Below are 25403 nucleotides of genomic sequence, written 5' to 3' on the forward strand. Positions count from 1 at the left end.
AGGAGCACACACCATGTCCCACTCGCAAGCGGGCCCGGGCGTCTCGGTCCGCCGGGTGCTCGCGGTGATCCCCGCGCGCGGCGGCTCCAAGGGCGTGCCCGCGAAGAACCTCGCCCCCGTCGGGGGTGTCCCGCTGGTGACCCGCGCGGTGCGCGAGTGCCGGGCGACCCGGCTGGTGACCGACGTCGTCGTCTCCACCGACGACCAGGCCATCGCCGCCGCCGCCCGGCAAGCCGGCGCCGAGGTCGTGCTGCGGCCCGCCGCCATCGCCGGGGACACCGCCACCTCCGAGGCCGCGGTCCTGCACGCCATGGACACCCACGAGACGCTGCACGGCTCCACCGTCGACGTGGTGCTGCTCGTGCAGTGCACCAGCCCGTTCCTCGTCCGCGAGGACATCGACGGTGTCGCGTCGGCGGTGATCGAAGACGGTGCGGACACCGCGCTGACGGTCGCGCCCTTCCACGGCTTCGTCTGGCGGGAAGCGGCCGACGAACTCGCCGCGCACGGCGAGCCGTCAGCCCCGGGCCTGGTGCCCGAGGCTCGGCCGGCAGCGGAGGGACCCACGGGTCCGGCGCGCCCGGCAGCCGGGCCCGGAACGGCCTCGGTGGCCGCGGCGGCGGGCGGCAGCCACGCCGTTCCCGCGCCGACCGCCGGAGGCTACGGCGTCAACCACGACAAGTCCTACCGCCCGCGCCGCCAGGACCGCCCCCAGGACTTCCTGGAGACCGGCGCCGCCTACGCCATGGACGCGGCCGGCTTCCGCGAACACCGCCACCGCTTCTTCGGCCACACCGAGCTGGTCCGCACCGACCCGGCCCGGGTGCTGGAGATCGACGACCCGCACGACCTCGCGCGGGCCCGGGCCCTCGCGCCCCTCTTCGACGCGGACCGCCCCGGTTCGCTGCCGACCGCCGACGACGTGGACGCGGTCGTACTGGACTTCGACGGCACCCAGACCGACGACCGGGTGCTGATCGACTCCGACGGACGGGAGTTCGTCGCCGTGCACCGCGGCGACGGCCTCGGCGTCGCGGCCCTCCGCAGGAGCGGCCTGAAGCTGCTGATCCTGTCCACGGAACAGAACCCGGTCGTCGCCGCCCGCGCACGGAAGCTGCAGATCCCCGTGCTGCACGGCATCGACCGGAAAGACCTCGCGCTGAAGCAGTGGTGCGAGGAGCAGGGCATCGCGCCGGAGCGCGTGCTCTACGTCGGCAACGACGTCAACGACCTGCCGTGCTTCGCCCTCGTCGGCTGGCCCGTGGCGGTCGCGAGCGCTCACGACGTCGTACGCGGCGCCGCACGCGCGGTCACCACCGTCCCCGGCGGTGACGGCGCGATCCGAGAGATCGCCAGCTGGATCCTCGGCCCCTCTCTCGATTCCCTCCCCAAGTAAGGACACCCCCGATGAGCACCAACTCCCGTCTGCGCAGTTTCGGTTCGCGCGAGGTCGGCCCCGGCCGCCCGGTCTACATCTGCGGCGAGATCGGCATCAACCACAACGGTGAGCTGGAGAACGCCTTCAAGCTGATCGACGTGGCCGCCGAGGCCGGCTGCGACGCCGTCAAGTTCCAGAAGCGCACCCCCGAGATCTGCACCCCCCGCGACCAGTGGGACATCGAGCGCGACACCCCCTGGGGCCGGATGACGTACATCGACTACCGCCACCGGGTGGAGTTCGGCGAGGACGAGTACCGCCAGATCGACGCCTACTGCAAGGAGAAGGGGATCGCCTGGTTCGCCTCCCCGTGGGACACCGAGGCCGTCGCCTTCCTGGAGAAGTTCGACGTCCCCGCCCACAAGGTGGCGAGCGCCTCCCTGACCGACGACGAACTGCTGCGCGCCCTGCGCGCCACGGGCCGTACGGTCATCCTGTCCACCGGCATGTCCACCCCGCGGCAGATCCGCCACGCGGTCGAGGTCCTGGGCAGCGACAACATCCTGATGTGCCACGCGACCTCGACGTACCCCGCGAAGGCCGAGGAGCTGAACCTCCGCGTGATCAACACGCTGGAGAAGGAGTACCCGAACGTCCCGATCGGCTACTCCGGCCACGAGACGGGCCTGCAGACCACGCTGGCCGCGGTCGCGCTGGGCGCCACGTTCGTCGAGCGCCACATCACGCTCGACCGCGCCATGTGGGGCTCCGACCAGGCCGCGTCGGTGGAGCCGCAGGGCCTCACCCGCCTGGTCCGCGACATCCGCACCATCGAGGCCTCCCTCGGCGACGGCGTCAAGAAGGTCTACGACTCCGAGCTCGGCCCGATGAAGAAGCTGCGCCGCGTCGCCGGCGTCGTCGCCGAGGCGGAGATCGCCGCGGCGGCGGGCGAGCCGGTCGCGGTGTGAATCCAGGTCACTGACGACGGGACGGTCGTACGCCGATGAGCCCCCGCGCCGGCCAGGCCGGCCACCCTGCCCGCACGCTCGCCTTCGTGGAGAGCCCGGTACAGCTGCTGAACGTACTGGAGTGGGCACACCTGCACGGCCTGCCCGACGCGGCACCGGCTCACCCGGCCGCGCCGTCGGTCACGGCCTCCGCGCCCCCGCCGGCCCTGCCCGCGCAGTCCCGGCCCGCACCGGCCGGACCCGGGCCCGCCGTGCCCGCGCAGGTCCGGCGGCTGCCGGGCGGGGCGGCGGCCGGTGCGGAGCTCACCGTCGTCGTGCTGGCCCCGACCGACCCCATGACCCGGGGCCAGCTGCGGCGCATGGCCGACCTGGCCCGGGACGAGGGGTACCGGGTGCGCTGGGAGGAGGCGCGGGGCGGTGCGACCGCGCCCTTCCACACCATCGGCGGTCTGGCCGGCTCGCTGCGCCGGGCCGACCGGGTCGTCATGGGCGACCCGTTCTCCCGCTACGTACAGCTCCTGCTGACCGTGACCCGCGCCCGCGACCTGGTGGTCGTGGACGACGGCACGGCGACGATGGAGTTCGTCGCCCAGCTCGCCCGCGGCGAACGTCTGGTCCGCTGGCACCGCAAAGGCGGCCGGCCCGGCGCCCGCGACCTGTTCTTCGCGCCGGTGTCCTCCTCCGCCCGCCGCCGGCTGACGCCCAGCGCGCACCGGCGGGTCGAGGTGTTCTCCTCCATGCCGGTGACGGAGACCCCGGAGGGCGTCACGGTCACCGCGAACGACTTCGCCTGGACCCGGGGCCGCTTCGGGCCGCCGCGGATCACCGACGGCGCGGACATGGTCGGCACCTCGCTGGTGGAGACGGGGGTGGTGGACGGCGACCACTACCTGGAGGCCGTCCGCAGCCTGGCCAAGGCCCACGGCGTCACCCGCTACTTCGCCCACCGCCGCGAGAGCACCGAGAAGCTGCACCGCCTGGCGGGCGAGACCCGCCTGGAGATAGTCCGCCCGGACCTGCCCCTGGAGCTGATCGCCCGGCGGGGCCCCATCGGCCGTACGATCCTCAGCTTCCCCTCCACGGTCGTCCACACCCTCCCGCTGGCCCTGGCCGGCACGGGTGTCCGCGTCGCGGTCTGCGACATCGACCCGACCTGGCTCACGCAGACCGCCTCCCCCCGCGCCCAGGGCTTCCTGTCCGGAGTGACCGGCACCGCCCGCGACGTCCACCGGCTGACGGCGATCGCCCCGGCATGACGGACGCCCCCGGCCGGACACCAGGGGCACCCGCGTGTGACGGACTTCCCCGGCCGGACGCCGGGGGCAGCCGCGTGTGACGGACGCGTCGGCTAGGCGCCGGAGGCGGACGGGGGCTCGCAGCCGGCCGTGCAGACCCAGAGCCGGAACGGCAGTCCGCGGTAGCGCACCTCACCCAGCACCCGGCCGCTCGGTCCCAGCGGGTGGCCGCAGACGGCACAGTCGATGCCCATCTGCTGGCGGGGCCGGAGCCGGGCGACATCGGGCAGCAGCGGGGGCGTCGTGACCAGGGTGTTCACGCGTCGCCTCCGACCGTCCGGCCCCGGGCGCGCGGGCCGGTGACTGCCTGAACCGGCGTACTGAAACTGCTCATCGATGGGGAACCTCCAGCTTGCCAGGCGGAACCGGGCCCCGGCCGAGTGGCGCCGCCGTGAACGGTCAGGGACGGTCACCGGGCCACCCGAAGCGACGCGGATGGTCGGCGAACCGGTCATGGGCCGCCGGACCGCCGGCACCCGCCCTCCCCGCGGGTCCTGCGAAGTCCTCCCGTGGCGGTTTGCCGCTCGTGCGCGGCGTGCCCTCCTGGGGCGCCGCCGCTTCCTCACCGGCCGCCTTCTCGGGAGGCTGGGACCGGTGCCGTGGGAAGGTCCGCCGGGGCGGCCTGGTCAGGGTGACCTGGCGCACCACCTGCTGGAAGCAGGCCAGAGAGGCGAGAGTCGGCAGGGCGGCGGCCACGGTGTCCACGATGTTCTTCGGTGCCTGCGCCACACACAGCGCCATGGCGATGGCCGAGAACACCAGCAGCACGGACCAGGAGTGGAAGGCCCGGCGCTGGTGCAGCGCCGCCCGGAGGATGCACAGGGACGCCACCAGCCAGGGGCCGAACACCAGGACGGGCCACCAGGACACCACGTCGCTCTGTGTCCGGGCCGCCGCCACGAAGCGCAGCGGGTCGTACGCGATCAGGCCGCCGAAGATGCTCACGGCGGACGCGATGACGGTCGCGGCGGCGGCGATGAGGTAGCTGACGATCCGGAGCCTGCCGGGGCGCTGCCTCCTGCGGTCCTTGCGGTGGCCCCGCGAAGCCGCCTTCACCGGGGGCAGCTCCGCCGTGAGTTCTACCAGGGCTTCGTGGGGCGTCGTCGGCTCCGGAGCCGTGGGATGGTCCTCGTAGCGCGCACCCGGGATCCTCGCCTGCTGCTCGATGGAGTCCCGCAGCATGTAGGCGAGCTCTTCCGCGGGGTCCCAGCCCGAGTCCGGAGGGACCAGAGGATACGAGAAGTCCTCGGTGGGCGATCGGTGCCGCCCCCTGCCGTGGTGATAGCCGTCCGCGTAGTCCGCGGGAAGATCGGGGTGCGAGCCCATTTTCTCGTGCTGCATGTGTGATGTCATTCCGCCGGCGAAAGACGGAACCAGGTGTCCGTGCCCACCCAGCGTTGGGAGATATCGGTCTCCAGCGAGTTCATTCTGTCCATGAATTCCCGGAGGATCTCTTCGGTCGCCTCCAGTGTGACAGAGAGGCCACCCCTCATCAGAACTCCTTTTGCGCTGTGCGTTCGGGCGGCTGCCGGCAGGTAGGTGTAGGAACCCAGCCGCACGGGACGCCTGGCGGTCGAACGGGACCGCTCCGCAACAGAATCGAGTACCTGACCCCTCAGAGCCTTCGTCATGCTGCAACTAACGGCACCATGCGGCGATGGGTGTGCGGCAAACGAGTGAAGAAAGTAGCCGGACAAACACCTTTTCCAGGTGTCGTTCGGCCCTATGTCCATCCTGTATGAGAAATGGAGAAGTCGGTGGCGCGTGCGGGCGCGAGGGTCGGAGAAAAACGTTTCCGCAAAGCGTAGGGGCTGCTCCTCTCCCGTCGGCGGCCCTCGGAGCGGACGGCCGGGATTTCCCGCCGTCGGAGGGCTGCCGCATTCGGCACTGGTGCGGTCGTACGAAAATGGGCCCCGCGGTGCGGAGGGAGGCGCGGGCGCCGGTCATCCGGACGACTCTATTCCGCATCTTTTCTTCTTCTGTGACGTGCGGGTGGGCCCTCGGGCTATCCATATCGGGGTGCGCGATTGAACGTGCGCGATTCCTGGTGAGCCGTCACTCGAAGACTGGACCAAAAGTAAATTAGGGGCAAGTGTCCCGCCGCCTCCCCAATGGTATGGATCGGGCGGGGAGCTGTGGGGGACCGGTCGTTGCGCACCCCGAATCGCTTGGGACTTTGATTTGATTTATGGCCTGAGCCGTGGTGAGCATGGCTCAGCCGGCGGGGGTTGCCGGCAACGGGGAAACGGGGAGGACCACATCCATGTCCTGGGACGAGTGGGAGCAGTTGAAGGCGGACGCCGCGGCCCGAGGGTCCGCGCGGATGCAGTTGAACCACGTGCCGATGGATCCGGGCGGCAGCGGGACCGGTGACCTGAAGTCGGACAAGAAGGTCTGGACGAAGGCCGGCGAGGACACCAAGGGGCTCCAGGACGACGTCGACAAGGCCCTGGGCAAGCTGGGTGACGGTCAGTCGGGGCTGGGTGAGCTGTCCGGCGTGCAGTCCGCCGCGGCGCAGAAGGAGCTGTACGCGTCCTGGAAGAAGTACGTCGAGGACGTCAAGGGCCGCTGCGGTGAGCTGGGCGGGCTGATGGAGCGCTCCGGGCGCGACCTGACGATGTCCGACGCCGAGGTGAAGGCGGAGCTGGACAAGATCCAGTCGAAGTACCAGGACACCGCGGCCGTCGGTGGCCAGGCGAAGGGCCGGTGACGGCGGCCGTGGACATCGCGACGCTGAAGGCCCTCAAGCCCGCCGAGTTCGAGGAGGCGGCCGACGGCTACCGGGCCACGAGCGACATGGCGAGCACCGCCAAGGACACGATCGAGAGCCAGATCTCCGCCGGCATCCGTGGCGGGCTCAAGGGCGAGACCGCGGATGCCGCGCTGCGGGAGCTGAAGGAGCTGGGCAAGAACTTCCACTACGTCCAGACCGAGTGCGCGCTGGCCAGTACCGCGCTGAACGCCTTCGCGTACGACATGGCGGCGGCCAAGCGGAAGCTGGAGGCGGCCCTGGAGGACGCCGAGGCGGCCGGCTGCACGGTCGGCGCGGACGGTTCGGTCACCTTCCCCGCCGGTGGCAAGGAGACCGACGGCAAGGTGCCCGAGGGCGGCACCGTGTCCCCCTCGACCAGCTCGACCGATCCGACGGCGAACGCGATCGAGCGGCAGGCCGTCAACATGCACCCGAACCCGAACTTCGGCAAGGCCGTGGAGTTCGCGAACCGCATCGGGGACGCGCTGCGGGAAGCGACGGACGCGGACGCCAAGTGGGCGCCCAAGCTGCGCGCGCTGAAGGCCGACGACGACCTGAAGGTCTCCGGCAAGGACTGGACCGACGTCAAGAGCGACACCGACGGCGTCGTGAAGGGCGCCGAGGCCTACGCCCGTTCCCTTCCGAAGCCGCCCAAGGACGGTGATCCGGAGCTGGTCGCCCACTGGTGGGCGGACCTGACGGACGAGCAGAAGGCGGCCTACGTCTCCATGCACCCCGACTCCATCGGCGCCATGGACGGCCTGCCCGCCACCGTGCGGGACGAGGCCAACCGGCTCGTGCTGGCCGAGAGCCGGGCCGGCTACCAGGACAAGCTGGACGCCTGGATGAAGAAGGAGCCCGATCGCTACGCCCCCTACATCAGCCCGGTCACCGGCCGTGAGGTGAAGGGTGCTCAGATCGAGACCGAGGAATGGAAGGAGTGGAACAAGAAGAAGCAGGAGCTGGAGGGCCGTATCCGGGGCATGGACGCCATCCAGTCGCGCTTCGACAGAACCGGGACCGACCACCTGCCCGAGGCCTACCTGCTCGGCTTCGACCCCGAGGGCAAGGGCCATGACGGCAAGGTCATCATCGCCAACGGGAACCCGGACACCGCCGACCACACCGGTATCTACGTCCCCGGCACCGGCACCCTTCTGCAGGACATCGACAAGGACATGGGCCGCGGTGAGATCCTGTGGCACGAGACCAACCGCTACGCACAGGGGCAGAAGGTCTCCACCATCACCTGGTTCGACTACGACGCGCCCCTGCAGGCGAAGCCGTTCGAGAAGGGCGGTGGCCTGTTCCCGGAGGCGATGTCGGACGAATGGGCGGCGAAGGGCGGGCCGGGGCTGTCGCACTTCCTCGACGGCAACCTCGAAGCGCACCGAATGGCGTCCGGCAACGCCAACCCGGGGCACACCACCCTGATGGGCCACAGCTACGGCACCACGCTCATCGGCGACGCGGCGAAGTCGCGGGGCATGCTCGAAGGGGGGCTGCCGGTGGACGACGTCATCGCGGTGGGCAGCCCCGGCATGCAGGCGAAGCACGCCGCGGACCTCGGCATCCCCCAGGGGCACATGTGGGCGGAGCAGGGCGGCGGCAACGACGAGGCGGTGCGTGTCGGCGGGAAGTACCTGGCCGGCCTCGGTGACGACTGGACGATCCCGACCGACCCGGAGTTCGGCGCCAACGCCATGGAGTCGGACGCCGAGGACCATGGTGCCTTCTGGGACAAGGACTCGACGAGCCTGCGCAACCAGGCCCTCGTGATGGCAGGCCAGTACGACAAGGTGACCCTTGAATAAGACATACGCGACCGCTGTCAGCGCGGCTCTGACCGCCATCCTCTTGGGAGGCTGCTCTCAGGTGAGCGACGAGAAGGACGAGAAGAAGGCCGACGTCCGCGACGAGCGAGCCGTCAAGCAGAGCGTCGAACGGGCGTCCAGCGAGATCCTCGACATCCTGGCGGTGAAGGGCAAGGTGACCCAGTCGGGTGCCGTGGCCGCGCCGTGCTCGTCGTACCCGGAGGAGAGCGAGGTGCACCGCATGCGGCACCCGTGGAGCGTCTACGGCGTGCCGGGCGACGATCTCGAAAAGGCCATGGACCGCCTGCGCACCCAGTTGCCGGCCAAGGGCTGGAAGATCGTCAAGGACGGTCCCGACAAGAGCCGGGCGAAGCTTCCGCAGATCGTGGCCAACTCGTCCGACGGCCACCTGTCCGCCGACCTGCGCCTGTGGCGGGAGCCCGCCGGCAGTCAGCGCTCGTCCATGATCGAGGTCACGGTGGTGTCCGACTGCTTCCGCAGCGCGACCGGCGGCACGACGGGCTGACGACGCTCACGGGCCGGCCGGACCCCCGGTCGGCCCACAGCGGGTACGCCTCGTGGCCCGCAGCCGGGGTCCGGTTCGTGGACATCGCGCGCGTGACCCGGCCGAACCGTGGTATGCGTGGAAGAGGAAACATGGGTTTTACCCACCAGAGTCCGCAGCCATGCGTCCGCCGGTGAGATTTTCTTCCCCTAACGGGCTGAAGTTTTGTTGATCGAGGGGTAGTTGACCGGCCGCGCGTCCTACCCTTCAGAGGGTGAAGCAATTGATGTCCCTAGAGTCCGAGGCCGGCCTCCCGGGGGATGTGCTCCCCGGCGTGCTGAGCGAGTCCCTGCACGCCGAACTCGTCGCCTTCCGTCGCGACTTGCACATGCATCCCGAGCTGGGCAACCAGGAGTTCCGTACGACCGCCGCGATCAAGGAGCGGCTGGAGCAGGCCGGGCTCAAGCCCCGCGTCCTGAGTACCGGAACGGGACTCGTCTGTGACATCGGCCTCGCGGAGGGTGAGCGCTCGGCGGTACCGCTGCTCGCGCTGCGCGCCGACATCGACGCCCTGCCCATCCCGGACACCAAGGCCGACTGCCCGTACCGCTCGACCGTGCCGGACCGGGCCCACGCCTGCGGTCACGACGTGCACACCACCGTCGTCCTCGGCACCGGGCTGGTCCTCGCCGACCTGCACGCCAAGGGCCTGCTGCCCCGCCCGGTGCGGCTGCTCTTCCAGCCCGCCGAGGAGGTGCTGCCCGGCGGCGCCCTGGGCGCCATCGAGGACGGCGCGCTCACCGGCGTCGGCCGGATCCTCGCCGTGCACTGCGACCCCAAGGTGGAGGCCGGGAAGATCGGGCTGCGGCACGGGCCGATCACCAGCGCCTGCGACCGCCTGGAGATCGCGCTCGACGGTCCCGGCGGGCACACCGCCCGCCCCCACCTGACCACCGACCTGGTCACCGCCGCCGCCCGGGTCGCCGTGGACGTCCCCGCGCTGATCGCCCGCCGGGTCGACACCCGCGCCGGTCTCGCCCTCACCTGGGGCCGGATCGAGACGGGTCACGCCCCGAACGTGATCCCGCAGCACGCCGAGCTGTCCGGGACCGTGCGCTGCCTGGACCTGGATGCCTGGCGGCAGGCCCCCGACATCGTGCACGCGGCCATCGACGAGGTCGCCACCCTGCACCGGGCCAAGTCCGAGATCACCTACGTGCGCGGGGTGCCGCCGGTCGTCAACGACCGGGAGTCCGCCGATCTGCTGCGCCGGGCCATGGTCGCCCGGCGCGGAATGAAGTCCGTGGAGAGCACCGAGCAGAGCCTCGGCGGCGAGGACTTCTCCTGGTACCTGGAGCACGTGCCCGGCGCGATGGCCCGCCTCGGGGTGCGCAGGCCCGGCGAGCGCACCGTACGCGATCTCCACCAGGGCGACTTCGATGCCGACGAGTACGCGATCACCGTCGGTGTGGAGATGTTCACCGCGGCGGCCTTCCTGGACGCCAACGGGGCCCGCGGCTGAGCCGGCGGCCCCCTCGGGGGCCGTTCCCCTGCCCGGCGCAACACGGATGCAAGCCATTCGTGCACTGTCCGCAACAGCGGTGTGAGAGGGCGGAGAGCCCGAGTTCAGGCACTGTTTGCCTCGAATCGATAACGGCTTCGCGAGAGGGTTTTTTGCGACATCTACGCGCGTTACGATGCCGCGAAGCCGACGCCGAAGGGGCGTCTCGGCCGGAGCACTGCCATGGTGCTCACATCAAGCGCCGCCAAGGCGCTCAGGTCAGGTGAAGGAGCCTTCCCGTGCGCCGGGTAGCCAAGCTTTCCGCTGCGTGTATCGCCTCCGCAGCTCTCGCAATGACTGCCACTGCCTGTGGCAGCACCTCCTCCGACAACGAGACGGGCTCGTCCCCGTCCGGTGGCGGCAAGGGCGTCAAGGTCGGTCTCGCCTTCGACGTCGGCGGCCGTGGTGACCGTTCGTTCAACGACTCCGCCGCGCGCGGTGCCGACCAGGCCAAGAAGGAGTTCGGCGGCGAGATCAAGGAGCTGACCGCGAAGACCTCGGACACCGAGGCCGACCGCGAGCAGCGCCTGTCCGACCTGGCCGAGGCGGGCTACAACCCGGTCATCGGTGTCGGCTACGCCTACGCCGCCTCCATGACCAAGGTCGCCGCGAAGTACCCGAAGACCAGCTTCGGCATCGTCGACTCGGTGGTGAACGGCAAGAACGTCGACAGCATCACCTTCACCGAGGAGCAGGGCTCCTACCTGGCCGGTGTCGCCGCCGCCCTGAAGACCAAGTCGAAGCACGTCGGCTTCATCGGCGGTGTCGACGTCCCGCTGATCAAGAAGTTCGAGGCGGGTTACGTCCAGGGCGTCAAGGACACCAACCCGAAGATCAAGGTCGACACGCAGTACCTGTCCCACGGCTCGGACACCTCCGGCTTCGCCAGCCCCGACAAGGGCAAGGAGGCCGCGCAGGGCATGCTCGACAACGGCGCGGACGTCGTCTACACGGCGGCCGGCTCCTCCGGCAACGGCGCGATCGAGGCCGTCGCGGGCAAGAAGGGCGCCTGGGCGATCGGCGTGGACTCGGACCAGTACAACATCCCGGGTCTGAGCAAGTACAAGAACTCGATCCTGACCTCGATGGTCAAGAACGTCGACGTCGGTGTCTACGACTTCGTCAAGTCGGTCCACGACGGCAAGCCGCTGACCGGCACCAACAGCTACTCGCTCGCCAAGGACGGTGTCTCGCTGTCCAAGAGCGGCGGCTTCATCGACGACATCCAGGCCAAGCTGGACGCCGCGAAGAAGAAGATCGTCGACGGCTCGATCAAGGTCAAGACCACCCCGTGACCTGACGGGTCCCGTCGGACCCAGGCTCGGCGCGGGGGCACCTCCCGGAGCCCCCCGCCGAGCCATAACAATGTGTCAACTCTACGCGTGTAGCGCGGAGTTGCCGCGCTAGCGTCGCCGACGCTCGCCCCCTCCCCGCAGCCCCTTTCCCCGAGGAGAGTGCGCCATCAACGCGTCCAGCCCTCCCGCTGCCGTCGAACTGCGCGGCATCACCAAGCGTTTCCCCGGCGTCGTCGCCAACCGCGACATCGACATCACGGTCCGCACGGGCACCGTCCACGCCCTGTGCGGTGAGAACGGCGCCGGCAAGTCCACCCTGATGAAGATCCTCTACGGCATGCAGCAGCCGGACGAGGGCACCATCACCGTCGGCGGCGAACAGGTCGTCTTCCACAACCCCGGCGACGCCATCGCCCGCGGCATCGGCATGGTGCACCAGCACTTCATGCTCGCCGACAACCTCACCGTCCTGGAGAACGTCGTCCTGGGCGCGGAGAAGCTGTACGGCATCGGGGGCAAGGCACGCGCCAAGATCAAGGAGATCTCGGACGCGTACAGCCTGAACGTCCGTCCCGACGTCCTCGTGGAGGAGCTCGGCGTCGCCGACCGCCAGCGCGTGGAGATCCTCAAGGTTCTCTACCGCGGCGCCAAGACCCTCATCCTCGACGAGCCGACCGCCGTGCTCGTGCCGCAGGAGGTCGACGCGCTCTTCGACAACCTGCGCGAGCTGAAGGCCGAGGGCCTCACCGTCATCTTCATCTCCCACAAGCTGGGCGAGGTGCTCTCCGTCGCCGACGAGATCACCGTGATCCGGCGCGGCACCACCGTCGGCACCGTCGACCCGCGCGGCACCACTCCCAAGCAGCTCGCCGAGCTGATGGTCGGCAGCGAGCTGCCCACCCCGGAGACCCAGGAGTCCACCGTCACGGACGTCCCGATGCTCAGGCTGGACGGCGTGCACCTGTCGCAGACCGACCTCGACGGCATCGAGCGGATCATCCTGGACGAGGTCTCCTTCACCATCCACAAGGGCGAGGTCCTCGGCATCGCCGGTGTGGAGGGCAACGGCCAGTCCGAGCTGGTCGAGGCGATCATGGGCATGCGTCATCCCGACGCCGGTGTCATCACGCTCGACGGCACCGACATCTCCCAGGCCGCCACCCGCGACCGCCGCGAGGCCGGCATCGGCTACATCCCCGAGGACCGCCACCGCCACGGCCTGCTGCTGGAAGCACCGCTGTGGGAGAACCGCATCCTCGGCCATGTCACCGAGCGGCCCAACTCCCGCGGCGGACTGCTGGACATCAAGGCCGCCCGCGCCGACACCCAGCGCATCGTCGAGGCGTACGACGTCCGCACCCCCGGTATCGACGTCACCGCCGCCTCGCTGTCCGGCGGCAACCAGCAGAAGCTGATCGTCGGCCGCGAGATGAGCCACAACCCCAAGCTGCTGATCGCCGCCCACCCCACCCGCGGTGTCGACGTCGGCGCCCAGGCAGCCATCTGGGACTACATCCGCGAGGCCCGCCGTGAGGGCCTGGCCGTGCTGCTGATCTCCGCCGACCTGGACGAGCTGATCGGCCTCTCCGACACCCTGCGGGTGATGTACCGCGGCCGTCTGGTCGCCGACGCCGACCCCGCCACCATCACCCCCGAAGAGCTGGGCTCCGCCATGACGGGTGCGGCCACCGGCCACCTGGAGCACACAGAGGACGACGCGCGATGAACAAGCTGACCTCACGGATCGACAAGGAGCGGCTGTTCCTCGGCATCGCCGCGCCCCTGCTGGCGATCGTCGCCGCGCTCGTCGTCACCACCCTGGTGATCCTCGCGACCGGCAAGAACCCCGGCGCCGCCTTCAGCGACATGGTGACCTACGGCTTCGCCAGCGACAGCCAGGTCTACATCCTGAACAAGGCGACGACGTACTACCTCGCGGGTGTCGCGGTGGCCATCGGCTTCCGCATGAACCTGTTCAACATCGGTGTCGACGGCCAGTACCGGCTCGCCGCGTTCATCGCCGCCGTCCTCGGCGGGGCACTCACCGTGCCCGGCTGGATCGCCATCCCGCTGATCATCGTCTGCGCCATGGCGACCGGTGCCCTGTGGGCGTCCATCGCCGGCATCCTCAAGGTGACCCGAGGGGTCAGCGAGGTCATCTCGACCATCATGCTGAACTCGATCGCCACCGCGATCATCGCCTACCTGCTGCAGCCCGGGAAGCTCGGCCAGCTCGACCAGGCCGGCACCCTGGTCTCCACCAAGCCGCTGCCGTCCTCCTCGTACTTCTTCAGCTTCGACACCGGCCCCGCCGGTGTGCTCTGGGGCTTCATCGTCATCGCCGTGCTCGTCGGCGTCGCGTACTGGTTCGTCCTCGGCCGCACCCGGTTCGGCTTCGACCTGCGCACCGTCGGCCAGTCCGAGAGCGCGGCCGGCGCGAGCGGTGTGTCGGTGAAGAAGATGGTCGCCACCAGCATGATCATCTCTGGTGCGGTGGCCGGCCTGATCGGCATGCCGACCCTGCTCAACGACAGCCACCAGTTCAGCAACGACTTCCCGGCCGGCATCGGCTTCACCGGCATCGCCATCGCGCTCCTCGGCCGGAACAACCCGATCGGCATAGCGCTCGGCGCCCTGCTGTGGGGCTTCCTGGAGCGCACCACCAACCACCTGGAGTTCCAGGGCTACGACAAGGAAATCCTCGGCGTCATCCAGGGCGTCATCGTGCTGTGCGTCGTCATCGCCTACGAGGTCGTACGCCGCTACGGCATGAAGCGCCAGCAGCAGCGCGTCGGCGCCGAACTCGCCGCCCAGGCCGCCGCCCCGACGAAGAAGCAGGAGGTGGCGTGATGACTGCCACGATGACCGACACGCCGCCGCCCGCGGCCCCGAAGGCGGCGGGCGCGCCCCAGCGCTCCGGCCGTTCCTTCGGCCTGATCCTCATGATCGTCGCGGGTGCGCTGCTGCTCCTGGCCGCCGTCCGCGTGATCACCGGCGCCAACCAGCTCGACTCGGCCGGACAGGTCTCCGCCGCGCTCGGCCTCGCCGTGCCGATCGGCCTCGCCGGTCTCGCCGGCCTGTGGTCGGAGCGGGCCGGCGTGGTCAACATCGGCCTCGAAGGCATGATGATCCTCGGCACCTTCGGCGCCGGCTGGATCGGCTGGCAGTCCAGCCCCTGGCTGGGCCTGATCTGCGGTATCGGCTTCGGCGTCCTCGGCGGCCTGGTGCACGCCGTCGCCACCGTCACCTTCGGCGTCGACCACATCGTCTCCGGTGTCGCCGTCAACCTGCTCGCGCTCGGCGCCACCCAGTACCTGGCCAAGCTGTTCTTCGCCGGCGGCAAGGCCGCGGAGGCGGGCGGCAACCCCAAGCAGTCCCCGCCCGCGGACTCGCTGCCCCACGTCACCGTCCCCGGCCTCTCGGACGCCCTCACGTCGATCGAGAAGCACCACTGGTTCGTGCTCTCCGACCTCGCCGGCATCCTCGGCGGTCTGATCACCAACCTGTCCGTGATCACGGTCCTGGCCGTGCTGCTGTTCGTCGGCAGCTGGTGGGTGCTGTGGCGCACCCCGTTCGGCCTCCGGCTGCGTTCCTGCGGTGAGAACCCGATCGCCGCCGAGTCGCTGGGCGTCAACGTCTACCGGTACAAGTACGTGGCCGTGGCCGTCTCCGGCGGCCTCGCCGGTCTCGGCGGCGCCTTCCTCGCGCTGGTCACCTCGCACACCTACCTGGAGGGCCAGACCGGAGGCCGCGGCTACATCGGTCTCGCGGCCATGATCTTCGGCAACTGGCGCCCCGGCGGCCTCGCGATGGGCGCGGGCCTGTTCGGCTACTCCGACGCGCTGCAGCTGCGCAACGGCGGTGTCACCGTCCACGCGCTGCTCCTGGTGCTGGTCGTGCTGCTCGCGCTGCTGGCCGGCTGGAAGCTTTACAAGAAGGCCCACTGGCAGGGCGGGATCAGCCTCATGGTGGCCGCGCTCGTCCTCGTGTGGTACCTGTTCACCGACGAGGTCCCGAGCGACTTCGTGGGCGCCACCCCGTACGTCGTCACCCTGCTGGTGCTGTCGCTGTCCGCGCAGCGCCTGCGGATGCCGAAGGCTGACGGCATGCGGTACCGGAAGGGCCAGGGCAAGTGACGCCGGACGCCGGGTTCGACTGGGAGGCGCTGCGCGCCGAGGCACGGGAGGCCATGTCCCACGCCTACGCCCCCTACTCGGGCTACCCGGTCGGCGTGGCCGCCCTGGTCGACGACGGCCGCACCGTCACCGGCTGCAACGTCGAGAACGCCTCGTACGGCCTCGGCCTGTGCGCCGAGTGCGGGCTGGTCTCCCAGCTGCAGCGCACGGGCGGCGGCCGGCTGACGCACTTCACCTGCGTCGACGGCAACGGCGCCCTGCTGGTCCCGTGCGGCCGGTGCCGCCAGCTGCTCTACGAGTTCGGCGGCCCGGACCTGCTCCTGGACACCCCCGCGGGCGTCCTCCCGCTCTCCGAGATGCTGCCCCAGGCCTTCGGCCCGGACCATCTCAACAAGTAACGCCGTACGGCCCCCCTGCCCCGCTCGCAGGGGGGCCGCAGACTTCGCACCTCCCGGAAGGAAGCCCTCAGCCATGGCCATGGACGCCATCTCCGTCATCCGCACCAAGCGGGACCGCGGCGAGCTGACCGACGAGCAGATCGACTGGGTCATCGACGCGTACACCCGCGGCGAGGTCGCCGACGAGCAGATGTCCGCGCTCGCCATGGCGATCCTGCTGAACGGCATGAACCGCCGCGAGATCGCCCGCTGGACCGCGGCCATGATCGCCTCCGGCGAGCGCATGGACTTCTCCTCGCTGTCCCGCCCGACGGCCGACAAGCACTCCACGGGCGGCGTCGGCGACAAGATCACGCTGCCCCTGGCCCCGCTCGTCGCGGCCTGCGGCGCGGCCGTCCCCCAGCTCTCCGGCCGGGGCCTCGGCCACACCGGCGGCACCCTGGACAAGCTGGAGTCGATCCCCGGCTGGCGCGCCCTGCTCTCCAACGAGGAGATGCTGCACGTCCTGGACACCACCGGCGCGGTGATCTGCGCCGCGGGTGACGGCCTGGCCCCCGCGGACAAGAAGCTGTACGCCCTGCGGGACGTCACCGGCACGGTCGAGGCGATCCCGCTGATCGCCTCCTCGATCATGTCGAAGAAGATCGCCGAGGGCACCGGCTCCCTGGTCCTGGACGTGAAGGTGGGCACGGGCGCCTTCATGAAGACCATCGAGGACGCCCGGGAGCTGGCCTCCACGATGGTGGGCCTCGGCACCGACCACGGCGTGCGGACGGTCGCGCTGCTGACGGACATGTCCACCCCGCTCGGCCTCACCGCGGGCAACGCCCTGGAGGTCCGCGAGTCGGTCGAGGTCCTGGCCGGCGGCGGCCCCTCGGACGTCGTGGAACTGACCATCGCGCTGGCCCGCGAGATGCTCGACGCTGCGGGCGTCAAGGACGCCGACCCCGCGAAGGCCCTCGCCGACGGCTCGGCGATGGACGTCTGGCGCCGGATGATCGCGGCGCAGGGCGGCGACCCGGACGCGCCGCTGCCCACCGCGAAGGAGCAGCACGTCGTCAAGGCCCCCTCCTCCGGCGTCCTGACCCGCCTCGACGCGTACGGCATCGGGGTCGGCGCCTGGCGTCTCGGCGCCGGCCGGGCCCGCAAGGAGGACCCGGTGCAGGCGGGCGCGGGCATCGAACTGCACGCCAAGCCGGGCGACACGGTGACCGAGGGCCAGCCCCTGCTGACCCTGCACACCGACACCCCCGAGCGCTTCGACTACGCGCTCCAGGCGGTGGCGGGCTCCTACGACATCGCGGCCCCCGGCACGGACTTCACGGCGTCGCCGGTGGTGCTGGAACGCATCGCCTGAGCTGCGCCCGCGGCCGTAGGCCGTTGATGTCACGCCCCTCTCGGGTGAACGGGACCGGTGGATCGCCGCCGGTCCCGTTCGGCATGCTGGGATCGGTGACGCACCGATAGGAGACCGCCATGAGCGCACTCACCGTCAGCCAGGACTCCGACCAGAACTGGGACGACCTCGTCCGGTACTGGGAGGAGATGGAATGGCCCGAGGGCAGCAAGGTGGAGATCATCGAGGGCGTCATCACCGTGTCACCTGTTCCCGCGTTTCGCCACAACGTGATCGCGGCCCGCATCCAGCGTCGCCTCTACTCCGTGATCCCCGAAGACTGGGGGATCTTCCAGACACTGGCCATCGCCGTGCCGTCGCGTCCGGGCATGCTCATCCCGGATCTACTGGTGGCACCCGTGCGGGAATGCGCCGAGGCCGGCTCCCACATCCGCGCCGCCCTCGCCGAACTCGTCGTCGAGGTCACCTCCAGGTCCAACGCCGGTCACGACCGCGTCAGCAAGCCCGCGGCCTACGCCACCGCGGGTATCCCGCTCTACCTCCTGGTCGACCGCTGGGCTCCCGGTGGCCCCACCGCGACCCTCTACGGGGAACCGAAGGGCGATGTCTACCGGGTCCTCAGGGCGGTCAAGTTCGGCGACCCCGTCCAGCTGCCGGAACCGTTCGGCCTCACCATCGACACGGGGGAGTTCCCGGTCGACTGACCCGGCGTCACCCCAACACCGCCGCCACCCCCACCAGCACCGGTACCGACACCACCGTCGACAGCAGTACCGACTCGCGGGCCAGGGACTCGGCCACCCGGTAGCGGCTGGCGTAGGTGAAGAGGTTCTGGGCACCGGGGAGGGCCGCGGTCACCACCACGTCCAGCAGGGGAGCGCCGCGCAGGCCGAAGACGGCGCCCGCCAGCACCCACGCCACCAGCGGCTGGCCCAGTGACTTCAGTGCGACGGCCAGCAGGACCAGATGGCTGTCCCGCCCCCGCCCGGGAGCCGGGTTGCCGTGCAGGGACATGCCGAAGGCCAGCAGGGCCGCCGGGACGGACATGCCGGCGACCGCGGTCAGCGGGTTCAGGAGCGGACCGGGCAGCCGCCAGCCCGCCGCCGACACCAGCACCCCCGACAGCGAGCCCACCGCGATCGGATTGCGCAGCGGGGTCAGCAGACGCCGCCACACCGTGCCCTTCTCGCCCTCGCCGGACAGGTCCAGCACGGTGAGCGCGACCGGGGTGACCAGGACGACCTGGAAGAGCAGCACCGGCGCCACCAGGGACGCGTCACCCAGGACGTACGCGGCGATCGGGATGCCGAGGTTGCCCGAGTTGACGTATCCCGAGCACAGCGCGCCGATCGTCGTACGGCCCACCCCCCAGCGCCGCGCCGCGCCGACCGCGACGAACACCGCGCACACCGCCGCCGTGCTCAGCGCCGTCACCAGCAGCCGGCTGGAGAAGAGCAGCGACAGGTCGGCCCGCGCGAGTGTGGTGAACAGCAGCGCGGGTCCGGCCAGCGTGAAGGCCAGCCGTGTCAGCACCTCCCCGCCCTGCGCACCGAGCGTCCCGCGCCGCCCGAGCACGTAACCCACCCCGATGACGACCGCGATCACCGCGAACCCGCTCAGCACCCCCGCCACAGGGCCAACCCTGCGAGGAAGGAGGGGGACGGGTCAATGTGATCTGCGGCGGCCGGGACGCAGGGTGACCCCGCGCCCGCGATGAGTTCCGCCCGCTTCGCCGGTCTACCGCACGTGGATGCCGAGACCCCCGCCGTGCTGGTGCTGCCCGGGCCCGTTCGCCGGGACGAGGTGCCCGGGCTCTGTGCCCGGGTGCGGGCCTTGCTGGAGAGCGGCGGAGGCGGGGTGGTCGTCTGTGACGTGGGCGGGATCGGGCCGCCGGGGCTGGCGGCCGTCGACCTGCTGGCCCGGCTGGAGCTGACCGCCCGACGGGCCGGCGGACGGATCCGGCTGCGGGACGCCGACCCCGCGCTACAGGCTCTGCTCGGCCTCGTCGGGCTCCGCTTCCAGGTGGAGGGGCAGGCCGAACAGCGGGAACCACCGCCGGGTGTCGAGGAAGCAGTGGAAACCGGTGATCCGGCCGTCTGAGATCTCCAGCACCTGCACCGCCCACGGCGTGAACCCGCCGTTCTCCGGGTCGGGCTTGTAGTGCGCGAAGCCCGGCAGGCCGTTGGCCCGGACCGGCAGCAGCCGGGAGCCGGCGCAGGAGGCGCCGAGGGTGGTCATGAAGCCGGTGATGTCGGCGGTGCCGCGCAGCCACAGGTCGAACGGCGGCATCGTCATGACGGCGTCCTCGTGCAGCAGCGCCGTCAGCGCCGCCATGTCGTACTCCTCGAAGGCCTTGACGTACCGCTCCAGCAGCTTCTGCTGCTCCTCGTCCAGCGGGTCGGACACCGCCCCCTCGGCGCCCGTGTCCCCGCGCTCCGCGAGCGTGGCCCGGGCCCGCTGCAGGGCGCTGTTCACCGACGCGACCGTGGTGTCCAGCAGCTCGGCCACCTCGCTCGCCTTCCACGCGAGCACCTCGCGCAGGATCAGCACCGCCCGCTGCCTGGGCGGCAACTGCTGGAGCGCCGCCATGAAGGCGAGCCGGATCGACTCCTTGGCGACCGCGGCCTCCGCCGGGTCCTGCACGGCCGGCAGCACGCGCGCGTCCGGCACCGGCTCCAGCCAGGTGTTGTCCGGGCGCGGGGAGAGCGCCGCCCGGGCGAGCGGGGTGGAGTCCGTCAGGTCCATGGGCCGCGCCCGCTTGTTGCCCGCCGTCAGCATGTCCAGGCACACGTTCGTCGCGATCCGGTACAGCCACGAGCGCAGGCTGGATCGGCCCTCGAACTTGTCGTGGTTCCGCCAGGCCCGCACCAGGGTGTCCTGCACCGCGTCCTCGGCCTCGAAGGAGGAGCCGAGCATCCGGTAGCAGTACCCGGTCAGCTCGGTCCGGTGCTTCTCCAGTGCGACGTCGAGGTCCGCCGTCGCCGTGCTGTCGCCCATCGTCCACCCACCCCTGTGGCCGTTCCTGCGGCGCGCCTTCGCGCCCCAGCACCTCGGAAGCTACCGCAGCCCACTGACAACGGCCCCTGGAGTCGGAAGAAGCCCAGCTCAGGGCGTGTTGCGGCACGGAGCGGGACGCGCCGGGTCAGTGCGCGGCCACCGGCTCCCGCCTGGCCGCCGCCCGGGCCGCCCGGGAACCGAGCACGGTGATCGTGACGACACCCAGGATCGCGAGGAGGCCGACGCCGACCGTGCCGGACCAGCCGTCCGCGTGGAAGGCCAGCGCGCCGACCGTGCTGCCGACGCTGGAGCCGACGTAGTACGCGGACTGGTACAGCGCCGACGCCTGGGCGCGGCCGTGCGTGGCCGTCCTGCTGACCGCGGAGGACGCCACCGCGTGCCCGGCGAAGAAGCCCGCCGTGATCAGCACCAGGCCCAGCAGGACCAGTGGCAGCGAGGCCGTCAGGGACAGCAGCAGCCCCGCCGCCGTCGTGCCGCCCGCCAGGTACAGCGCGCCCCGGCGGCCGAACCGGCCCACCAGCCGGCCCGCGGTGGACGCGGAGACCGTGCCCACCAGATAGACCAGGAAGATCGAGCCCACGATGCCCTGCGGCAACCCGAACGGCGCCGAGGTCAGCCGGTAGCCGATCACCGTGTAGACACCGCCGAACACCGTCATGAACAGCGCGCCGATCGCGTACAGGCGCCGCAGCAGCGGATCGGCGAGGTGAGCGCGGACGGTGCCGAGCAACACCCGCGGGCGCAGCGAACCGGCCGTGAAGTGCCTGGGCGCCGGCAGCAGCAGCCGGAACGCCACCGCCCACGCGACCGCGAGCGCGCCGATCACCCCGACCGAGATCCGCCAGCCCCACTCCTGGGCGACCCAGCCGGTGATCACCCGACCGCTCATGCCGCCGACGCTGTTGCCGGCCACGAACAGCCCGATCGCGGTGACCAGCGCCTTCGGCCGTACCTCCTCGGCCAGGTAGGCCTGCGCCGAGGCCGGCACCCCGGCCAGCGCGGCGCCCTGCACCGCCCGCAGCCCCACCAGCGCGCCGAGGGACGGCGCGAAGGGCACCAGCATGCCGACGGTGACGGCGACGGCCAGCGAGGCGGTCATCACCGTACGGCGGCCGAACCGCTCCGACAGCGCGCTCATCGGCAGGACGAACAGCGCCAGCCCACCGGTCGCGGCGGCCACGGTCCAGCTCGCCTCGCTCGCCGCGACCCCGAACTCGCCGGAGATCAGCGGCAGCAGGGCCTGGGTGGAGTAGAGCAGGGCGAAGGTCGCGACTCCGGCGAGGAAGAGGGCGAGGCTCATCCGGCGGTAGCCGGGGCCGCCCGGGGTCAGCCGGGAGTCGGTGTCGGGAGCAGGGACGGACGGGACGGCGCCCACACGCGTGGGCGCCCCGGTACTGGCGGGAGACATGCCTCGACCGTACGTACGACCGCTTTCATGCGTCCAATGCATGGAACGGCGATAATCGTTCCCATGGCGCATCAGCAAAGCTCACAGGCTCGGCTGTCACCGTCCGGTGACACAGAAGACATGGCGCTGCTGCTCGCGCCCCGGCTCGCGTACTTCGCCGGCGTGGCCCGCACGGAGCACGTCACCCGGGCCGCGCAGGAGCTGAACGTCCCCCAGTCCACGCTGTCGCGCGCGATGGCCCGCCTGGAGCGGGACCTGGGCGTCGACCTGTTCGCCCGGCACGGCCGCACGGTCTCCCTGACCACCGCCGGCCGTACCTTCCTCGCCTCCGTCGAGCGGGCCCTCGGCGAGATCGAGCGGGCCGCCGAGGAGGTGCGCGCGGACGCCGACCCGGCCACCGGCAAGGTCGCGTTCGGCTTCCTGCACACCATGGGCGCCGAGACCGTGCCCGGCCTGCTGCACGCCTTCCGCGCCGACCACCCGCGCGTCCGCTTCAGCCTGGTCCAGAACTACGGCGAGGCGATGCTGGAGCGGCTGCGCGCAGGCGAGCTGGACCTCTGCCTCACCTCGCCCGTCCCCGACGCCCCGGACCTGGTCGCCCGCCGCCTCGACGAGCAGAAACTCCGCCTGGTCGTCCCCGCCGACCACCGCCTGGCCGCCCGCCGCCGCATCCGCCTGGCCGAGGCGGCCGAGGAAACCTTCGTCACCCTCGAACCCGGCTACGGCCTGCGGCGCATCACCGACGACCTGTGCCGCGAGGCCGGCTTCAAACCCCGCATCGCCTTCGAGGGCGAGGAGGCGGAGACCCTGCGCGGCCTGGTGGCGGCGGGCCTGGGCGTCGCCCTCCTGCCGCCCCCCACCGTCCCCCGCCCGGGCGTTGCGGAGCTGACGGTCACGGCCCCGAGGGCGGCCCGCGAGATCGGCGTGGCCTGGCTGGCCGACCGCCCGGACACACCCCCGGTGGCCGCTTTCAAGAAGTTCCTGCTGTCGAGGAGGGGGAGTCTGCTCACCTAGAAGCGTGGGGAACCGTGCGGCCCACCACGGGCGGCCCGCACCCCGGGCACGGAACGGAATCCTCCGAGCCCTACCGCTTCAGCGACCGGCCGAACCCCGCGGCCAAGGGCATCCGGAGCCCGATCGGCGGCGGCGCGGCCAGCGCGTCCTCCACGGGTCGGGACACGGAGTGCCCGAACAGCGCGCCCATGGCGAAGTCCACCGCAAGGCAGACCACTTCGTCCCGGTATCCGTGCAACGCGTGTCCGTCGGAGTGCACTTCGAACCGGCACACCTCCCGGTTCACCTTCTTCGCCCGCGCGGCGAAGCGGAAGGACAGCTCGGGATCGGTCCGGTCGTCGTTCGTGCCGTGGGCGATCAGCACGCGGCGGCCCACGAGCTGCTTCACGGGCTCGGCGGGCGCGGCGACGTCCTCCTCCGGCAGCCAGGGGGCCAGGGCCACGACGGAGTTGACGGCCTCGTGGCCGCCGGCCCGGAGCGCCGCGCGGCCGCCCATGCCGACGCCGGCCAGGCAGACGGGAACGTCCCCGTACCGTCGTACGACCTCGTCGGCGGCCCACTCGGCGTCCACCGCGAGATGGGCCTCGCTGCCGTTCCAGCCGCGGTAGCGGTAGTGGACCGGATGCACGGCCAGCCCTTCGGACCGGCCCGAGCGGGCGAGGGCGCGGCCCAGGGAGCGCAGGAGGCTCATCGCCCGGACGGGGGACGGCCGGCGGGCGGAGACCTCCTCCCCGCCGGGGAGCAGCAGCACCGCTCCGCTCACCGACGTCGGCTCCGGGCCGACTGCCTTCCCCAGCCTGGCCGTTCGCACCGGCGTCGCTTGCTGTCCCATGACAGAACAGTCTCAGAAGGGGCGGTGTACGAAACCCGTCCGGGGGGTCACCGTTGCGTATCGACGGAAAAGTGCCGGGAAACAGCTGCCGCGCACACCGGTCCCTCTACGCGCGTAGGCGTTAGAGTGCCGAAATGACGAGCCAGACCGCACCCACCGGGAACGCCCCCACGGCGGACCAGATCCGCCGGGCGCCCAAGGTACTGCTGCACGATCACCTCGACGGCGGACTCCGCCCGGGCACCGTCGTCGATCTCGCCCGAGAGGGCGGCTACGCCGAGCTTCCCGAGACCGATCCGGACAAGCTGGGGATCTGGTTCCGGGAGGCCGCCGACTCCGGCTCGCTGGAGCGGTATCTGGAGACCTTCCGGCACACCGTCGGCGTCATGCAGACCCGCCAGGCCCTCATCCGGGTCGCCCGGGAGTGCGCCGAGGACCTCGCCGAGGACGGCGTCGTCTACGCCGAGGTGCGGTACGCCCCCGAGCAGCACCTCGACGGGGGCCTGACCCTGGAAGAGGTGGTCGAGGCCGTCAACGAGGGGTTCCGGCAGGGGGAGCGGCTGGCCCGGGAGAACGGCCGGCGGATCCGGGTCGGTGCCCTGCTGACCGCCATGCGGCACGCGGCCCGCTCCCTGGAGATCGCCGAACTCGCCAACCGCTACCGGGACTCGGGCGTGGCCGGCTTCGACATCGCGGGCGCCGAGGCCGGCTACCCGCCCACCCGGCACCTGGACGCCTTCGAGTACCTCAAGCGCGAGAACAACCACTTCACCATCCACGCCGGCGAGGCCTTCGGACTGCCGTCCATCTGGCAGGCGCTGCAGTGGTGCGGCGCCGACCGGCTCGGCCACGGGGTGCGGATCATCGACGACATCGAGGTCCGCGAGGACGGCTCGGTCAAGCTCGGCCGGCTCGCCTCCTACGTGCGGGACAAGCGGATCCCGCTGGAGCTGTGCCCCAGCTCCAACCTCCAGACCGGGGCCGCGCCCTCCTATGCCGAGCACCCCATCGGGCTGCTGCGCCGGCTGCACTTCCGGGCCACCGTGAACACCGACAACCGGCTGATGTCGCACACCACCATGAGCCGGGAATTCGAGCACCTCGTCGAGGCGTTCGGTTACACGCTCGACGATCTCCAGTGGTTCTCCGTCAATGCGATGAAATCAGCGTTCATTCCTTTCGATGAACGACTCGCGATGATCAATGACGTCATCAAGCCCGGATACGCCGAGCTGAAATCCGAATGGCTGTTCCGGCAGACCGCGTCCATCAGCGGCTCTCGCAGTTCGGAGGCGTAGCCGCCCCGTCTTACCCGGGCCGGAGGGCGGTTCCGGCGGCGTGCCCGCCGACGGCGGGCCGGTCGACGGGCTCTCGGTCGGCTGACCCCGGCTTTCCGTACCGTGCGGGGCGCTCCGGCACGTCCGGATGCGCCCCCGTGGCGGGTCCGCGCCCGGGTTCACCAGGCCGTACGGGCCTTGTCCTCGGACGGCATCAGCAGCCACAGCGCTATGTAGAGCAGGAACTGCGGGCCCGGCAGCAGGCAGGACACCAGGAAGATCACCCGCATCGTGGTGGCCGAGGTGCCGAAGCGCCGGGCCAGTCCGGCGCAGACTCCGCCGATCATGCGGCCGTGGGTGGGGCGGGTGAGGGCGGTCATGTCGGCTCCTCCGTG

At 71.2% G+C, this 25403-nt stretch carries 25 protein-coding genes; 17 read left to right on the forward strand and 8 right to left on the reverse strand.

Annotated elements, in window-relative coordinates:
* Nucleotides 1-13 precede the first annotated feature (13 nt).
* From S1361_RS24410 to S1361_RS24420, 3 genes are read left to right on the forward strand one after another with little or no spacing between them, the layout of a single operon-like run.
* Nucleotides 14-1396, forward strand: a complete 1383-nt coding sequence (locus S1361_RS24410) for an N-acylneuraminate cytidylyltransferase (protein ID WP_208033907.1) — start codon at nucleotides 14-16, stop codon at nucleotides 1394-1396.
* A gap of 11 nt (nucleotides 1397-1407) precedes the next feature.
* Complete coding sequence (locus tag S1361_RS24415; RefSeq protein ID WP_208033908.1) at nucleotides 1408-2346, forward strand: N-acetylneuraminate synthase family protein; 939 nt, start codon at nucleotides 1408-1410, stop codon at nucleotides 2344-2346.
* A gap of 35 nt (nucleotides 2347-2381) precedes the next feature.
* Nucleotides 2382-3602, forward strand: a complete 1221-nt coding sequence (locus S1361_RS24420; protein WP_208033909.1) for a hypothetical protein — start codon at nucleotides 2382-2384, stop codon at nucleotides 3600-3602.
* 92 nt (nucleotides 3603-3694) lie between these two features.
* Here the strand turns inward: S1361_RS24420 and S1361_RS24425 are convergent, their stop codons facing one another.
* From S1361_RS24425 to S1361_RS24435, 3 genes are all read right to left on the reverse strand, one after another.
* The gene (locus tag S1361_RS24425; RefSeq protein WP_208033910.1) at nucleotides 3695-3901 is read right to left on the reverse strand and encodes a hypothetical protein; all 207 of its coding nucleotides are present in this window, start codon (nucleotides 3899-3901) and stop codon (nucleotides 3695-3697) included.
* 139 nt (nucleotides 3902-4040) lie between these two features.
* Nucleotides 4041-4982: a DUF2637 domain-containing protein gene (locus S1361_RS24430; protein ID WP_208033911.1), complete on the reverse strand. Its 942-nt coding sequence runs from the start codon at nucleotides 4980-4982 to the stop codon at nucleotides 4041-4043.
* An 8-nt stretch (nucleotides 4983-4990) separates the two neighbouring features.
* Nucleotides 4991-5272, reverse strand: a complete 282-nt coding sequence (locus S1361_RS24435) for a hypothetical protein (protein ID WP_208033912.1) — start codon at nucleotides 5270-5272, stop codon at nucleotides 4991-4993.
* 632 nt (nucleotides 5273-5904) lie between these two features.
* Here S1361_RS24435 and S1361_RS24440 point away from each other — a divergent pair.
* The 11 genes from S1361_RS24440 (at nucleotide 5905) to S1361_RS24490 (ending at nucleotide 18163) form a co-directional block, all read left to right on the forward strand.
* Complete coding sequence (locus tag S1361_RS24440) at nucleotides 5905-6351, forward strand: hypothetical protein (protein ID WP_208033913.1); 447 nt, start codon at nucleotides 5905-5907, stop codon at nucleotides 6349-6351.
* 8 nt (nucleotides 6352-6359) lie between these two features.
* A complete protein-coding gene (locus S1361_RS24445; protein ID WP_208033914.1) occupies nucleotides 6360-8207 on the forward strand; it encodes an alpha/beta hydrolase in 1848 nt (615 codons plus the stop codon).
* 61 nt (nucleotides 8208-8268) lie between these two features.
* The gene (locus S1361_RS24450) at nucleotides 8269-8733 is read left to right on the forward strand and encodes a hypothetical protein (RefSeq protein WP_243769283.1); all 465 of its coding nucleotides are present in this window, start codon (nucleotides 8269-8271) and stop codon (nucleotides 8731-8733) included.
* Between the two features lie 265 nt (nucleotides 8734-8998).
* Nucleotides 8999-10234, forward strand: coding sequence for an amidohydrolase (locus S1361_RS24455; protein WP_208033915.1), 1236 nt, complete (start codon nucleotides 8999-9001; stop codon nucleotides 10232-10234).
* Between the two features lie 278 nt (nucleotides 10235-10512).
* Nucleotides 10513-11568 carry a BMP family lipoprotein gene (locus S1361_RS24460; RefSeq protein WP_208033916.1) on the forward strand — a complete coding sequence of 352 codons (1056 nt, stop codon included), beginning with the start codon at nucleotides 10513-10515 and terminating at the stop codon, nucleotides 11566-11568.
* A gap of 199 nt (nucleotides 11569-11767) precedes the next feature.
* Complete coding sequence (locus tag S1361_RS24465) at nucleotides 11768-13294, forward strand: ABC transporter ATP-binding protein (protein WP_208036745.1); 1527 nt, start codon at nucleotides 11768-11770, stop codon at nucleotides 13292-13294.
* Entirely contained in the window at nucleotides 13291-14418 is a 1128-nt protein-coding gene (locus S1361_RS24470; protein WP_208033917.1) for an ABC transporter permease, read from the forward strand. The genes S1361_RS24465 and S1361_RS24470 overlap by 4 nt, the downstream gene beginning before the upstream one ends.
* A complete protein-coding gene (locus S1361_RS24475; protein ID WP_208033918.1) occupies nucleotides 14418-15704 on the forward strand; it encodes an ABC transporter permease in 1287 nt (428 codons plus the stop codon). The genes S1361_RS24470 and S1361_RS24475 overlap by 1 nt, the downstream gene beginning before the upstream one ends.
* Nucleotides 15701-16102, forward strand: coding sequence for a cytidine deaminase (locus S1361_RS24480; RefSeq protein ID WP_208033919.1), 402 nt, complete (start codon nucleotides 15701-15703; stop codon nucleotides 16100-16102). The genes S1361_RS24475 and S1361_RS24480 overlap by 4 nt, the downstream gene beginning before the upstream one ends.
* 79 nt (nucleotides 16103-16181) lie before the next feature.
* Nucleotides 16182-17459 (forward strand): thymidine phosphorylase, encoded by a 1278-nt coding sequence (locus S1361_RS24485; protein ID WP_208036746.1) that lies wholly within the window; start codon nucleotides 16182-16184, stop codon nucleotides 17457-17459.
* A gap of 119 nt (nucleotides 17460-17578) precedes the next feature.
* A complete protein-coding gene (locus S1361_RS24490) occupies nucleotides 17579-18163 on the forward strand; it encodes a Uma2 family endonuclease (protein ID WP_208033920.1) in 585 nt (194 codons plus the stop codon).
* Nucleotides 18164-18170: 7 nt separating this feature from the next.
* Here the strand turns inward: S1361_RS24490 and S1361_RS24495 are convergent, their stop codons facing one another.
* On the reverse strand, nucleotides 18171-19091 hold the full coding sequence (locus S1361_RS24495; protein WP_208033921.1) for an AEC family transporter: 921 nt from the start codon (nucleotides 19089-19091) through the stop codon (nucleotides 18171-18173).
* Nucleotides 19092-19172: 81 nt separating this feature from the next.
* On the opposite strand from S1361_RS24495, the gene S1361_RS24500 reads away from it, so the two are divergent.
* On the forward strand, nucleotides 19173-19559 hold the full coding sequence (locus tag S1361_RS24500; protein ID WP_208033922.1) for an STAS domain-containing protein: 387 nt from the start codon (nucleotides 19173-19175) through the stop codon (nucleotides 19557-19559).
* Here the strand turns inward: S1361_RS24500 and S1361_RS24505 are convergent.
* Both S1361_RS24505 and S1361_RS24510 read right to left on the reverse strand, forming a co-directional pair.
* Complete coding sequence (locus S1361_RS24505; protein ID WP_208033923.1) at nucleotides 19443-20456, reverse strand: sigma-70 family RNA polymerase sigma factor; 1014 nt, start codon at nucleotides 20454-20456, stop codon at nucleotides 19443-19445. The genes S1361_RS24500 and S1361_RS24505 overlap by 117 nt on opposite strands.
* A 145-nt stretch (nucleotides 20457-20601) precedes the next feature.
* Nucleotides 20602-21885: an MFS transporter gene (locus S1361_RS24510; RefSeq protein WP_208033924.1), complete on the reverse strand. Its 1284-nt coding sequence runs from the start codon at nucleotides 21883-21885 to the stop codon at nucleotides 20602-20604.
* A 63-nt stretch (nucleotides 21886-21948) separates the two neighbouring features.
* Between S1361_RS24510 and S1361_RS24515 the strand changes: the two genes are divergently transcribed.
* Nucleotides 21949-22899 carry a LysR family transcriptional regulator gene (locus S1361_RS24515; RefSeq protein ID WP_208033925.1) on the forward strand — a complete coding sequence of 317 codons (951 nt, stop codon included), beginning with the start codon at nucleotides 21949-21951 and terminating at the stop codon, nucleotides 22897-22899.
* A 70-nt stretch (nucleotides 22900-22969) separates the two neighbouring features.
* Here S1361_RS24515 and S1361_RS24520 read toward each other — a convergent pair whose 3' ends face one another.
* A complete protein-coding gene (locus S1361_RS24520; RefSeq protein ID WP_208033926.1) occupies nucleotides 22970-23731 on the reverse strand; it encodes an alpha/beta hydrolase family protein in 762 nt (253 codons plus the stop codon).
* A 134-nt stretch (nucleotides 23732-23865) separates the two neighbouring features.
* Between S1361_RS24520 and S1361_RS24525 the strand changes: the two genes are divergently transcribed.
* A complete protein-coding gene (locus S1361_RS24525; protein WP_208033927.1) occupies nucleotides 23866-25029 on the forward strand; it encodes an adenosine deaminase in 1164 nt (387 codons plus the stop codon).
* 158 nt (nucleotides 25030-25187) lie between these two features.
* Here S1361_RS24525 and S1361_RS24530 read toward each other — a convergent pair whose 3' ends face one another.
* Nucleotides 25188-25388 carry a PspC domain-containing protein gene (locus S1361_RS24530; protein WP_208033928.1) on the reverse strand — a complete coding sequence of 67 codons (201 nt, stop codon included), beginning with the start codon at nucleotides 25386-25388 and terminating at the stop codon, nucleotides 25188-25190.
* Between the last annotated feature and the right edge of the window lie 15 nt (nucleotides 25389-25403).

The organism is Streptomyces cyanogenus, assembly GCF_017526105.1.
GTDB classification, from domain to species: domain Bacteria; phylum Actinomycetota; class Actinomycetes; order Streptomycetales; family Streptomycetaceae; genus Streptomyces; species Streptomyces cyanogenus.